Here is a 13,862-nt window from a genome sequence, read left to right on the forward strand (position 1 = left end):
GCGCGCTCTCGGCCTTTGCGTCACCGGCCCAGACGGAGAATCGACCTATGCATGGAATTGAAGCCATTCGCGCTAGGTTTGCGCCTTTCATAATCGCCCTTCTATGGCTGAACACCGCCATCATGGCCGCGGCGATCTTCCTGTTTCCAAACCCGAATTCGACTATCGTCCTGGTTCTGAGTCTGGCTCTCGCGATCGGTGGGACCGCTCTCTGGGCGGTTCAGAAATCCAGCTGGCTGACGCGCCAGTTCACGGCGGTCGTGGCGATGGGGCAGGTGATGCTCCTCGTGCTCGATTTCGCGGGTACCCCCTACCAGATCGATGTTCACATGTATTTTTTCGCCACGCTCGCAATTCTCGCGGGCTGGCTCGACTGGCGGGCGATCCTCTCCGCCAGCGCGGTGACCATCGTGCAGCACCTCCTTCTCAACACGCTCTATGCTTCCGCGATCTTTCCCGAAGGGGCCAACATCCTGCGCGTGCTCGCCCACGCCGCCGTGGTCTTCCTCGAGACGGGCGCGCTTGTCTGGATGCTTGAAACGCTGAGGGCGTCCATGTGCAAGGCGGAGCGCGAGCAGATGGCGGCGACGGACGCTAAGCACGCCGCTGAACAGTCGCAGGAGCGGGTGGAATCCCTCACGCGTCAGTCCGATGAGGACCGCCGCCGGGCGATCGCCGAAATCTCTGAACGATTCGAGGCGAAGGTCGCTTCCGTGGTCAGCGAGGTGGCGCCTGCGGTCGCGGAACTGCAAAAGGCGGCCGAAGCCATGAGGGTGAAAGCCACCGGCGCCGGCAACGGTTCGCGGATGGTCGTGGAGACCAGTAACAATACCCGCAGCAACGTCATGACCATCTCGGAATCCGCGGAGAGCATGCGCCAGGCGATCGCGACCATTCGCGAGGAGGCCAACCGCTCGCAAACGGAGGCGGAATCCGCCTCAAGCAAGGCGGGCGAGGCGGCGCGGACGGTTTCGGAGATGGTCGCCAGCGCCGAAACGATCAGCCAGGTCGTGGACCTTATCCGTTCGATTGCCGAGCAGACCAACCTTCTCGCTCTCAACGCGACGATCGAATCCGCGCGGGCGGGAGAAGCCGGCAAGGGATTTGCCGTCGTCGCGCAGGAGGTGAAACAGCTAGCGACGCAAACCGCCAAGGCGACGGAAGAAATCTCCGCCCAGATAGCCTCCATGCAGGCCGTTTCGTCCACGGCGCAGGAATCCATGAACTCCGTGGTCGACACGATCCGCAATTCCATGGAAATTCTGGTGGGTCTTGGCGAAAGCATAGAAGGTCAGCTTCGCGCGACTTCGGAAATCTCCGATGTCGTGTCGGTGACGGTGGAAGATACGCGCGCCCTCGATGGTTCCGTCGGTGAAATCCACAAGGATATTTCCGAGACGGCAGAGCAGTCGGAAAGCGTTATTTCCATTGCCACGCAGCTTGCCTCGCATACCACGAGCCTTCAGGATGAAGTGACCGACTTCGTGCGGATCGTTCGCGAAGCCTGATCGGGCCGGGCAGTCTTGCCTTGTACGCGCCGGCGGCCTGAGCGGTCGCCGGCGGATTTCATTTACGCGGCATGCTCTTCATGGCATGGGTGATCTACGGGCCCCGGTCAGGGCGTGGCGGGCCGGAAAGAGCTCTCGATCTCGGATTGCGCTCCCGTCATATGCATTAATTCCGATATGCCCCCGCTCGCCTATGCAACGAGCGGCGTCGATTTTCCATTTCGTCCCATGGTTGTGATCTTACGTTGGAAAAACTTTAGTATGTAAAGATTGTTTTCTTTTTGGATCTTAATATAAATGCATAAATTTTTATCTATATTAGTAATGAATATGTCAAAAAATTATCTCAGTCGTCTTATTCATGACGTATTTCATGATATAAAACTCATGTCACACAAAAATTATTCTATTTAACTTCCAGTTCGCTTCTTCGGTAATAGACTATTAGTGAAAAATTAAGGCGTGCTGTCCCAATATTGGGATGGTGGACGAACCTCTCCGGGCTCTCGATTGCCGCTTGGTTCCGATGGCTTGCCGGATTCGCGCCGGATGGCACAGCGATCCGAACGGCTTTCTTTCCGGATCCGCCTTTGGCCACGGGCTTCGATACGGGCTTGCGGCGAAGGGAAACGGTCATCAATTCCGCGTTGGCGCATCGCCGCCGGAATGAGCTGTGCCGGAGAGTTCGTTTACGGCAAACAAGGCTCCTCAAGGGGTGTGCGTCGTGAGTGTGAGTGCGTAAAATGTCGGTTATCGCCGTCGTCGATGACCGAATGATAAACCGGAATTTCTTCTCCCGGCTGGCGAGCTGGACGGAGGACGGGGTCGTTACGCGCGCGTTCGCCAATCCTTTCGATGCGCTCGAGCATTTTCGCAATGAAACCCCCGACCTTTTGATTACCGACTACCGGATGCCCAAGATGGACGGTGCGGAGTTTACACGCCGCTTCCGCACGCTTCCGGGCTGTAGCGATATTCCGGTGATGGTAATTACCGCGTTCGCCGATCGGCGCTTCCGCATGCGCGCCCTGGAAGCGGGCGCCACGGATTTCCTGCAAAGCCCGGTCGATCACAGTGAGTTCCAGACAAGGGCGCGCAACCTGCTTGCCCTTCGCAAGCGCCAGCTTGCGATGAAGAGCCGCGCGAGCGACCTGGAGCAGGAACTTCAGATCGTCGAGCGTGAACGCGATGAGGCGATGCGAGATTCGCGCGAGCGGCTGCTGCAGGTCATCGACACGGTGCAGGTCATGATCAGCGCCGTCGACCGCGCGGGCAGCTGTGTCTTCGTCAACGCCTATCAGGCGCAGCTTCTGGGCAAGGAGGCAGGCGACCTGACCGGCATCAGCCTTTATCCGCTGATGTATCCGAGCGAAATTGCCGAAAACGCGCGGGCGCTCGACCGCAGGGTTTTCGATACGGGCGAACCTCTCGCCCCCTATGAGGAGGAAGTGCTCGTCGCGGACGGCTCCACGCGGGTGTTTCTGACGCGCAAGGTGCCGCTGAAGGACAAGTCCGGCAAGGTGGTGAACGTCTTGTCGACGTCGCTCGACGTTACCGAAAACAAACGTGCCGAGGCTCATCTCTTCCACATAGCCCATCACGATGCGCTGACGGAACTTCCCAATCGTACGCTTTTGGGCGAGCGACTGGACGAGGAGATCACGCGCGACGTTGATGGCGAAAGCCTCTTTGCCTTGCATTTTCTCGATCTCGACCGTTTCAAGGGGATCAACGACGCCCTCGGCCACACGGCAGGCGACCGGCTGCTTGAGTTCGTCGCCGACCGGCTGAAGGCCTGCGTGCGCGGAACCGATCTGGTCGCGCGCCTTGGCGGCGATGAATTCGCCGTCCTGCAGACGTCCATCGCGGGCATGGAAGACGCGCTCTCGCTGGCGCGGCGCATCATCGAGGAACTCGAGGATCCGTTCTATATCAATGGCCAGGAGGTGAAGATCAGCGCCTCCATAGGCTTCACCATGTATCCTTCCGACGGCAGTTCTTCCGAAGCGCTGCTGAGGAACGCCGACCTTGCCATGTATCGGGCCAAGGCCGAGGGCGGCGGCGTGTTCTGTTCGTTTGCGGAAGGTATGGACGAGACCGCGCGCCAGGCGGTCGCCATGGAAGCCGAGCTTCGCCACGCTCTGGTTCGCTCCGAACTCGAACTGCATTTCCAGCCACAGATCGATCTCAAGGACCGGCGCGTGATCGGGGCGGAAGCGCTTTTGCGCTGGCACCATCCGGAAAGGGGTTTCATTACCCCCGGCATGTTCCTGCCCGTTGCGGAAGAAAGCGGGTTGATCTACGAAATCGGCGAATGGGTCCTTAACGAGGCTTGCCAGCAGGCGGTGCGCTGGCAGCAGGCCGGCCTCGGCGATTTGCGCATCGCCGTGAACATTTCGCCGACACAGTTCCGCAAGCAGAGCGTTTCCTCGCTGGTGCGTCAGGCCCTGGCCGCTTCACGGCTTTCGCCGGAGCTGCTTGAGATAGAGATTACCGAAAACGTGGTCATGCAGGGCGCCGAACGCGTGCTGAAGGATCTTCAGGACATTCGCGAACAGGGTGTGCAGGTCGCGATAGACGATTTCGGAACGGGCTACTCGTCGCTTGCCTATCTGAAGCGCTTCAAGGTGGACCGGCTGAAAATCGATCAGTGTTTTGTGCGAACGATGGAGGAGGACATAAGCGACGCGGCCATTATCGACGCGGTCATCGGACTGGGTAAAAGCCTTGATCTCCACATCCTTGCCGAAGGGGTGGAGCGCGCGGAACAGGCCGAACTCCTGGCGCGCGCGGGCTGCGATGAAGCGCAGGGCTATTTCTTCGGCAGGCCGATGCCGAGCAAGTTGTTCGTGAAATCTCTCTCGCCTCAGGGCATGATGGTGGCGGGGAGCGAAAATGTTGTCCGTACACCGGGCGAAAAGGCGGTGAAGGGATGACGGGGCGCTGCGATAGGGGGAAACCGTTTCCCGCGTCGGCGGCCATGCGGTGGGGGGACGTCCATGCCTACAGGGCATGATCAGCAGCTTCGCAGGAAGCCGGTCGACTGTCTGACCGCGCTGAGGCGGTTTCGCGCGCTCTCCGATGGCGAAGGCGAAATGGCGCTCAACCGTATCGTCATCTCGCTTTTCATTCTCATCTACCTGGTCACGTTTCACGCCTTGCCGCAGATCCAGGGGCCGCTTTTGCAGGTGGGTGCGTTCTTCGCCTGCACCATCGCGCTTGCCGTTCATCTGGTCGTGCGCCCGGCGCAAAACTATCCGCGCCGCGCCATTGCGATCCTGTGCGACCTCGGTATCCTGACGATCGGCCTCTACGATGGCGGCGAGACGACGGCGGTTCTCTTTCCGATCTATCTTTGGGTGATCTTCGGCAACGGCTTCCGTTTCGGCCTGCGTTACCTCGCGCTCGCGGTCGCCATTTCGATCGCGGGCTTCGCGGCGGTCATGACGACGCCGTTCTGGCTCAACCACATAAGCCTCAGCATCGGCCTGCTGCTCAGCCTGATCATTCTGCCGCTCTATGCCTCGAAGCTGATCCGCGATCTTTCCGCGGCCAAGGCAAAGGCGGAAGAGGCAAGCCGCGCCAAGAGCCAGTTCCTGGCAGGCGTCAGCCATGAGTTGAGAACGCCGCTCAACGCGATTATCGGCATGGGCGAGCTGCTTCAGGACACCGACGTCGACCCCGAGCAACGCGACATGATCCGCACGGTGAAAAGCTCCGCGCGTTCGCTCCTGAGCCTCATCGACGGCATCCTTGAGTTCTCGCAGATAGAATCCAACGCGGTTGCGATATCCGACGAGGTTTTCGACCTTCACCTGATGCTAGGCGAAGTGCGCAGCATCGTCGCCGGGCAGGCCCGCTCGAAGGGGCTGCGCTTCTTCCTGCACGTCTCGCCGGACACGCCCTACTCGCTTATCGGCGATACGCGCCACCTGCAGGAGATCCTCATCAACCTTGCCGGCAATGCCGTGAAATTCACGCATTCCGGCAGCGTCGGCATATGCGTCGACGCCGTCAACGTCGATAACGCCAGAACGCGCCTGCGCTTCGAGGTGGTGGACACGGGCATAGGCATTTCGCCGGACGCCAAGGAGCGTATTTTCGAACGGTTCACGCAGGCCGATGAAACAATCATAGACCGTTTCGGCGGCACCGGCCTTGGCCTTGCGATCGTGGAGCAGCTCGTCGCCGCACTTGGCGGCGAGATGGGCGTCGAGAGCGAAGTGAACGTCGGCAGCACATTCTGGTTCGAACTGGATCTTGCGCGCGATACCGAAGCCGAGGCGCCACGCCTGACGCTCGACGGCGGCAATCTCATCGTCCTGACGCGCGACAGCGCCCTCTTCGACCGGATCATCACCGAAACGATGGGGCACGACATCAGCGCCATTCAGGCCGACACGGTGCAGCAGGTCGGCATCCAGCTTCGCAAGACGACGCTTTCCGGCTCGCGACGCGCGATCGTGCTGGTTGATGAAAGGGCAGAGGCGGGAAGACCCGATGCCATCGCCCAGTCGCTTCAGGGGCCGGGCCAGACCATAATTCCAAATCTTCTGCTTGTTGCGGATGGGGACTCGGAAGAGGCGACAAAAGAGGAAATCCGCCGGCGCTTCAACGCCGTCGTATCGCGCGGTTTTTCATCGGCGGGTTTTGTCGCGGCACTGCGCGCGGCGGGCGCCGCCGATCTGAATGCGGAACGCGACGACGACCGGCTTGCCGCTTTTGTTCCTACCGGCAAGAGCATGCGGGTTCTCGTTGCCGAGGATAATCGCACCAACCAGCGTGTCATAGCGAAGATACTGGAGCGCGGGGGGCATGAAGCGCATATCGTCGATGACGGCGAGCAGGCGCTGGATGCCCTGACCGATGGCGGTTTCGACATTGTCCTGATGGATGTCAACATGCCGGTGATGAACGGCCTTGAGGCTATCAAGCTCTACCGCTTCTCCACGACCGGAAGCGCGGAGCGGCTGCCGATCATCGCGCTGACCGCGGATGCAACGCCGGAGGCTGCGCGACGCTGCATGGATGCGGGGGCGGATGCCTGCGTAACCAAGCCGATCGAGCCGGCGCGTCTTTTGAAAATCCTCGAAACGGTGCATGTGGCGGGCGTTTCCGACGACAAGGTTCAGGAAACGGCGCGCCAGGTGACGCATATCGCCAGTCACCCTCGCTTCAAGGCGGATGCGCGCAACTCCGTCGATATGCAAACCCTTGCCGAACTGGAGCGCCTTGGCGGCGAGGAGTTCGTCCACTCCCTCGTGTCCGATTTCCTGACCGATGCGAAGGATATCTATGCCGAACTCAAGAGCGCGGTGGAAACGGCGGATACCGCGCGCTTCCGCGAGCATGCGCATGCGTTGCGCTCGGCAGCGGCGAATATCGGCGCGCGCGACGTGTTCAAGCTGTGCTCTTCCTGGCAGTCGATCGGCGGGCGGGAATTGCTGACGCATGGACCCCGCCACATCGAAACCCTGTCGAATGAACTGGACCGCGTGACATCGGCGCTCCATTCCCATATCGCAGCGTCGCGGGATACCGTGGCGCGCGACCCCAGGCTCGGCCCCAAGAGCGGCGACGCCGTGTAGCGCCGTAGAGCCGGCCCGCTTTCGCTCCGGCGATCTTGCAGCTTTCGCGTGCTTCATGCCGGCCTGTTCACGCTGCCGGTATCGCCCGTCCTGCGCCGGTCCTGCGCAGCCGTCAGCCGCAGCATCTTGCGCATGTCAGATTCGCTAAGCTGCATCGCCGCTTCGACCCAAAGCTCGACCACGCTTTCAAGTTCCTCGAAAGGCAGGGGGTTCACCCTGCGTCTTGCATGGTAGATCGCCTGATGCGCGTTATGCCGGCGGGCATTGCGGGAAATGTAATCCAATACCGCGCTCTGGCCTTCTCCTTCGTCCACGAGGACGTCGATCAGCCCCATCTCGTAAAGTTCTTCGGCTGTATGCAAGCGCCCGCTCAGGATCATCTTTTCGGCTCTATTGCCGTCAAGCCTGCGCGACAGGAAGCTGTAGGCGCCCATGCCGGGGAACAGGTTGAAGAGAACTTCGGGAAATCCGAATTTCGCCTGTCGTTCCGCAATGATCACGTCGAAGGAAAGGGCGCATTCGAAGCCGCCGCCCAGGGCATCGCCCTGTACCAGCGCAACCGTGACAATCGGAAGCTCGATGGAAGTTGCATTGGTATGCAGGACCCTTATGCAGGCGCGCCCGTACCGCAGCAGTCCTTCACGGTCGCCCGAGCGTATCAGATCGACGAACAGGTTCAGGTCCCCGCCGAAATTGTAGACGTTCTTCAGCGCCGAGCGCAGGACGAAATAGCGCATCTGGTGCGGCTGATCCGGCCGCGCATAGGCGTGGTAAAGCCTGCGGATGGACGACTGCATGGTGGAAAAATCCTCCAGCAGTTTGGGCGTGAAGCACAAATGGCCGTCCGGTCGCATGGTGCACCAGTAGGTCCCGATCGAAGCATCGAATTCGACATCGATCGTCGGATAGCGTTCGCCCGCAACGCGCTGCGCCATGGTCAGAGATGCCAGGCCCGCGTGCCGTCGGCCCTGGTCGTTGTCAGCATGTGCGGGCTTTGCAGCAGGCATGCCGGTGATGTCGCGATACGACTCTTTCATGTCTATTTCTGCCTCGGCCTCAAGACATTCCGGTCCTGACCCGGAGCGTTTCCTCATGAAAACGGGATCGCTCCCGCTAGGAAAAGCAGCCCCGAAACAAAATTCCTGGCGCATAGTCCAGCCGGCCCAACCCGGCCCGATCGCCCGATTGCGGTGAGTTACCCGCTTTCGACGTCCCGGTTCATTTGTCCCGCCTTCATTCGAAAAAGCGGTGTTCCGGCGGGCCGCTCTGTCGGCCTATGCATCCAGACCTTGGTTCGTACGGGAGACAACGATGATGAACGTTCGATTTTACTTAGGTTCGCTGGAATGTTCTCCGTACGATTTATTAATAGAATTTTAGGAAAAGTTTATTGAGTCAAGAAGTAATTTGTTAACCATATTTATATCTAAGTTGTAATTTTTATTGACACGCGTATTTTCTTAATAAAATAACAATTTCTATTATTTTAAATTGGTTAATTTGATTTAAGATGTTAGATACTTCGATTAAATAATTTGAATAAACTGGTTAACGCTCGCCTTTTCTGCGGAAGGTTGGTCAAGGTTTGAAGGCATTTATCTTGTCGTCCAAGCAGGTTTTCGCAAACGAAGTTCAAGTTGCGTGGCGTTAACTTGAAGCGGCGAAATTCGATCGCGGCGCCATGAAAGCGGATTTAGACCACAGGTTGCAATAGCGATTTTTGTTCGTTCCGATCAGCGTTAATCGAAAGGGTCTTGCACGATAGCGCGATAGCATTCGTGACCGGCACGCGCTTCGGGTTTCGTGCTTGGCGGGGCGGAGCGGCCCCGCGCTGGCCTGCATGCTCCATGCCGCCTGTGGTGTTAGGCTATTGCGGAAGTGGGGGCGGCGGGTGCGCCGATTGATGCGGTCTGCAGCAAAATGAAATCAATGAAACAATGTTCATATTTCATTTTTGTTCGTAACGCGAAATAAACACTTCCGAAAAATCCAGTGCTTCGATGCCGAATAATCTGCGCGAACAGTCGGTAGAGTGTGCGAGCCGCATGCCGGCTGAAGGACTTTCGGGAGAGGGTGCGCGAAGGTGCGTCGATCCTCAAGAAACTCCCTGGAGTGTCTTGCGTTCGACCGGACGAGGGCGGAGCATGCTCCAGAACCTGAAAATCATTTGGATCTCTCCGGTCCGGGCATTTCGTGCGGTTTCGGGGAGGCTAGGGAGGATAAATCCATGGATCTGAAGAAAATACTCGCCGGCGCGGTAGCCGCGATCGCTATCGCTTCATTCGCTCCCGCGCCGGCTTCGGCGGAAGAATGCAAGCGTGGCGATCTTGACAGCCGCTATTGCGATAATGATGGCGACCTGATTGCGGATACGCCGACCGATCCCTCCGAACAGGTCGATCCCGACACGCTGATCTTCGCCTACACCCCGACGGAGGATCCGTCCGTCTACAAAAAGGCGTGGGCCGACTTCCTCACCCACCTTGAGGAAAAGACCGGCAAGAAGGCCGTATTCTTCCCCGTTCAGTCGAACGCCGCCCAGATCGAGGCGATGCGTTCCGGCCGCCTCCACATCGCCGGCTTCAACACCGGTTCCAACCCGCTGGCGGTCAATTGCGCGGGTTTCAGCCCCTTCACCATCATGGCGGCCGAGGACGGAACGTTCGGCTACAAGATGGCGATCATCACCTATCCTGGCAGCGGCGTCGAAAAGATCGAGGATATCAAGGGCAAGAAAATGGCCTTCACCTCGCCAACGTCGAATTCCGGTTTCAAGGCCCCCTCGGCGATCCTGAAGGCCGATTTCGACATGGTTGCGGAGCGGGATTTCGAGCCGGTCTTCTCCGGCAAGCACGACAACTCCATCCTGGGCGTCGCCAACAAGGATTACCCGGCCGCCGCAATTGCCGACAAGGTGATGTACCGCATGATCGAGCGTGACGTCATCAAGCCGGAGCAGGTCAAGATCCTCTATGAGTCCCAGAATTTCCCGACGACCGGCTTCGGCACGGCTCATAACCTGAAGCCCGAGCTTCGCGCCAAGATCGAGGAAGCCTTCTTCACCTTCGATTGGGAGGGGACGAGCCTGCAGGAAGAATTCTCCAGGTCCGGCGAAGCTCAGTTCATCGACATGAACTACAAGGATTTCTGGAACGTGATCCGCAAGATCGATGCCGCCAACGGCGTCGAGTACACCTGCAACTAAGCGTTTTTCCACAAATCCATCGACCGTCCCGGGCTTGTCGGCCCGGGGCGGCTATTCCTTCATTGTCGGGGGCAGGATGCTCAGACTTGAAAAACTGACGAAGACGTATCGCACGGGCGACAAGGCGCTGAGCGCGGTTGATCTTACCGTACCCAAAGGCCAGGTCGTGGCGCTGATCGGGCCGTCTGGCGCGGGCAAGAGCACGCTTATCCGCTGCATCAACCGGCTGGTGGAGCCGACATCGGGCAAGGTCTATCTTGATCAGGATAACGTGACGGCGTTGAGTTCGGCCGGCCTTCGCCGCATGCGCCGGCAGATGGGCATGATCTTCCAGGAATATGCGCTCGTCGAGCGTCTGACGGTTATGGAGAACGTTCTGTCGGGCCGTCTTGGTTATGTCGGTTTCTGGCGTTCGTTCGCCCGCCGCTATCCTCAGTCGGATGTGGATGAGGCTTTTCGGCTTCTCGATCGCGTCGGCCTTCTGGAAATGGCTGACAAGCGCGCTGACGAGCTTTCCGGCGGCCAGCGCCAGCGTGTCGGCATCGCGCGCGCGCTGATCCAGAATCCGAAGGTGCTGCTCGTCGACGAGCCGACAGCCTCGCTCGACCCCAAGACATCGCGTCAGATCATGCGTCTCATCTGCGAGCTTTGCGCCGAGCGTGAGCTTGCCGCGATCATCAACATTCATGACGTGGCGCTTGCGCAGATGTTCGTGCAGCGTGTCATCGGCCTGCAAAAGGGCGTTGTTCAGTTCGATGGCAAGCCCGATGAGCTGACGCCGGAAGTCCTCACGAAAATCTACGGCGAGGAGGACTGGAAGGAGACCGCGCGTTCCGCCGAGGAGGCGGCGGAATGACGGATACCGCTCTTCAGGCCCGTATCGGGCGAAAATGGCGCAAGCCGCCATTTGTCAAGAATGCCGCGTTACGCTGGAGTCTCTTCATCGTTGCCGCCATCTACCTCGTGTTGGCCGTCGGCAGCCTTGAAGTGAACTGGGAGCGGGTGAGTGAAGGGCTCATTCGTGGCTGGCGCTTTATTGCCGCATTCCTGAACCCTGATTTCACGACGCGCGGCGAAGATATCCGTGATGGTCTGATCGAAAGCGGCATCATCACGATCGCCTCGACGGTCGTCGGTATCCTGATCTCGGTTCCGATCGGGCTCGGTGCCGCGCGCAACATCGCGCCATTGCCGGTTTATCTGGTCTGCCGGGGCATCATCGCCTTGTCGCGCGCGCTTAACGAAATCATCGTCGCCATCCTCCTGGTCGCGATCTTCGGGTTCGGCCCGCTTGCAGGCTTCATCACCTTGAGCTTCGCCACCATCGGCTTCCTGTCGAAGCTGCTTGCGGAAGATATCGAGGACATGAGCCGGGTGCAGGCGGAAGCCGTCCGCGCAACCGGCGCATCCTGGCTGCAGTGGATCAATTACGGTGTCCAGCCGCAAGTGCTGCCGCGCCTGATCGGTCTGTCGATGTATCGCCTCGATATCAATTTCCGCGAATCCGCGGTGCTGGGGCTTGTCGGTGCGGGCGGCATCGGCGCAACGCTCAACACCGCGTTCGACCGGTATGAGTTCGACACGGCAGCGGCCATTCTTCTCATCATCATTCTCACGGTGATGGCACTTGAATATGCCTCAGGCATCATCCGTGCGAGGGTTCAGTAATGCCGATATCCGACGTTTCCGGCCGCAAGGTCTGGCAACTTCGCTCCCGTAACGAGCAGCTTGCGCGCTGGGCCATGTGGCTTGTCGGCGTAGCGATCTTCATGTGGTGCTGGCAGCGTATCTCCGAGGCTACGACCTGGGTGTTCGTGTGGGATGCTCCGCGGATCGCCGCCGACATGGGCGCGCGCGCCTGGCCGCCCCGCTGGTCCTATATGTCCGAATTGTGGGTCCCGCTCTGGGACACGCTCAACATTGCCACGCTTGGAACGTTGCTTGCGATCATCGCTGCGGTGCCCGTGGCCTTCCTTGCCGCGCGAAACACCACGCCGAGCGCGCTTTTCGTGCGTCCGGTAGCCCTTTTCATTATCGTCTCGAGCCGCTCAATCAATTCGCTGATCTGGGCGCTGCTTCTCGTCTCGATCATCGGCCCCGGCGTGTTGTCGGGCCTTTTGGCGATCGCGCTGAGGTCGATCGGCTTTTGCGCCAAGCTCCTTTACGAAGCGATCGAGGAGATCGACCCCAAGCAGGTTGAAGCCGTAACAGCCACCGGCGCCAGCCGCTGGCAGGTCATGGCCTACGGCATCGTACCGCAGATCCTTCCGGCATTCGCCGGCGTCACTGTATTCCGGTGGGATATCAACTTGCGCGAATCCACCGTATTGGGGCTTGTCGGCGCGGGCGGTATCGGCTTGCAGCTCAAGTCGTCGCTTGACGTGTTGGCCTGGCCGCAGGTCGCATTGATCCTCATCATCATCCTGCTGGCGGTGTTGTTGAGCGAATGGGTTTCGGCGAGGGTGCGCGGTGCTATCATCTGATCTGGCGGGGTGGGACGCCGACAGGGCCTTCAGGTTCTACGAAACGCTGCGCGGGGTACTACCCCGCGCGCGCTACCCCGCAACACCCACCTGCGCGCCGGATCTCGACCCGATCGCGGATCGCTATGATGTGTTCGTCTTCGATGCGTTTGGCGTCCTGAACGTCGGCGAGACGCCGATCAAGGGCGCGCGAGAACGCATCGACCGCCTGCGCTCGAAAGGCAAGTCGGTCTTCGTGATGACCAATGCCGCAAGCCTTACATCGTCCGACTCGCTTGAGAAGTTCAGGAAGCTCGGCTTCGATTTTACGGAAAACGAAATCGTGTCGAGTCGCAGTGCGACCCTCTCGGCGGCGAATACATTCGACAGCCTTGAGGGTTGGGTGGCGATCGCTGCGGAGCATGACGATGCTACCGATTTTGGTTCGCTTTTGCCGATCGGTGATGAGCCGGAAGCGTTGGATGAAGCGGAAGGGTTTTTGTTCCTGAGTGCCTCACGCTGGTCGGAGCCGAAGCAGTTGGCGCTCGAGGCTTCGCTGACGCGGCGCAAACGCCCCGTTGTCGTTGGCAATCCGGATGCGGTGGCTCCACGCGAATATGGCCTGTCGCTGGAGCCGGGTTACTACGGACACAGGATCGCGCAGCGGTGCGGTATAGATGTCGCCTTCCATGGCAAGCCGTTCCCCTCGATCTACGATGTTCTGGAAAGCCGTCTTCCACCGGGCATTCCCCCTTTCAGGGTCGTAATGATGGGTGACACGCTGCACACCGATGTGCTGGGCGCGGCGGCGCGGGGTTGGGGCTCCGTGCTGGTGGCCTCGCACGGTCTTTTTCGCGGTCTTGGCGCGGAAACCTACATAACCGAAAGCGGTATCGTGCCGGACTGGATCGTACCCTCTATCTGACGACGATGCCTTGGCATTCAACCCGACACGTCTGACTGCCAAAGCCAAGTGTCGGAAATCACGCAGAATTTCCTGAAAAGCGCATATTTTGCGCCTATATATTTATGGAAGTTGAAATCACTGCAAACCTGCCTTGGAAACCCAGCTGGCGCGTCGCCGGGGTCATTGGAGTCA

The 13,862-nt window shown here is 59.5% G+C and carries 9 protein-coding genes; 8 read left to right on the forward strand and 1 reads right to left on the reverse strand.

Annotated features, from left to right (window positions below; genetic code table 11):
* Positions 1 to 47 precede the first annotated feature (47 nt).
* The 3 genes from HPQ64_RS07315 (at position 48) to HPQ64_RS07325 (ending at position 7,096) form a co-directional block, all read left to right on the forward strand.
* Positions 48 to 1,508, forward strand: coding sequence for a methyl-accepting chemotaxis protein (locus HPQ64_RS07315; protein ID WP_172887707.1), 1,461 nt, complete (start codon positions 48 to 50; stop codon positions 1,506 to 1,508).
* A gap of 743 nt (positions 1,509 to 2,251) precedes the next feature.
* Complete coding sequence (locus HPQ64_RS07320; RefSeq protein WP_172887708.1) at positions 2,252 to 4,444, forward strand: GGDEF/EAL domain-containing response regulator; 2,193 nt, start codon at positions 2,252 to 2,254, stop codon at positions 4,442 to 4,444.
* 63 nt (positions 4,445 to 4,507) lie between these two features.
* Positions 4,508 to 7,096 carry a hybrid sensor histidine kinase/response regulator gene (locus HPQ64_RS07325; RefSeq protein ID WP_172887709.1) on the forward strand — a complete coding sequence of 863 codons (2,589 nt, stop codon included), beginning with the start codon at positions 4,508 to 4,510 and terminating at the stop codon, positions 7,094 to 7,096.
* Between the two features lie 53 nt (positions 7,097 to 7,149).
* Here the strand turns inward: HPQ64_RS07325 and HPQ64_RS07330 are convergent, their stop codons facing one another.
* A complete protein-coding gene (locus HPQ64_RS07330) occupies positions 7,150 to 8,133 on the reverse strand; it encodes a crotonase/enoyl-CoA hydratase family protein (RefSeq protein ID WP_210260122.1) in 984 nt (327 codons plus the stop codon).
* A 1,190-nt stretch (positions 8,134 to 9,323) separates the two neighbouring features.
* Here HPQ64_RS07330 and phnD point away from each other — a divergent pair.
* From phnD to HPQ64_RS07355, 5 genes are all read left to right on the forward strand, one after another.
* Entirely contained in the window at positions 9,324 to 10,301 is a 978-nt protein-coding gene (phnD, locus tag HPQ64_RS07335; RefSeq protein ID WP_172887710.1) for a phosphate/phosphite/phosphonate ABC transporter substrate-binding protein, read from the forward strand.
* 76 nt (positions 10,302 to 10,377) lie between these two features.
* Complete coding sequence (gene phnC / locus HPQ64_RS07340) at positions 10,378 to 11,157, forward strand: phosphonate ABC transporter ATP-binding protein (protein ID WP_172887711.1); 780 nt, start codon at positions 10,378 to 10,380, stop codon at positions 11,155 to 11,157.
* On the forward strand, positions 11,154 to 11,969 hold the full coding sequence (gene phnE / locus HPQ64_RS07345; RefSeq protein WP_172887712.1) for a phosphonate ABC transporter, permease protein PhnE: 816 nt from the start codon (positions 11,154 to 11,156) through the stop codon (positions 11,967 to 11,969). Before phnC ends, phnE (HPQ64_RS07345) begins: the two co-directional genes overlap by 4 nt.
* Positions 11,969 to 12,784 (forward strand): phosphonate ABC transporter, permease protein PhnE, encoded by an 816-nt coding sequence (phnE, locus tag HPQ64_RS07350; RefSeq protein ID WP_172887713.1) that lies wholly within the window; start codon positions 11,969 to 11,971, stop codon positions 12,782 to 12,784. Before phnE (HPQ64_RS07345) ends, phnE (HPQ64_RS07350) begins: the two co-directional genes overlap by 1 nt.
* The gene (locus HPQ64_RS07355) at positions 12,771 to 13,688 is read left to right on the forward strand and encodes an HAD hydrolase-like protein (protein ID WP_172887714.1); all 918 of its coding nucleotides are present in this window, start codon (positions 12,771 to 12,773) and stop codon (positions 13,686 to 13,688) included. The genes phnE (HPQ64_RS07350) and HPQ64_RS07355 overlap by 14 nt, the downstream gene beginning before the upstream one ends.
* The last annotated feature ends 174 nt before the right edge of the window (positions 13,689 to 13,862 follow it).

It is taken from the genome of Hongsoonwoonella zoysiae (genome assembly GCF_013266695.1).
In the GTDB taxonomy this organism is placed as follows: domain Bacteria; phylum Pseudomonadota; class Alphaproteobacteria; order Rhizobiales; family Stappiaceae; genus Hongsoonwoonella; species Hongsoonwoonella zoysiae.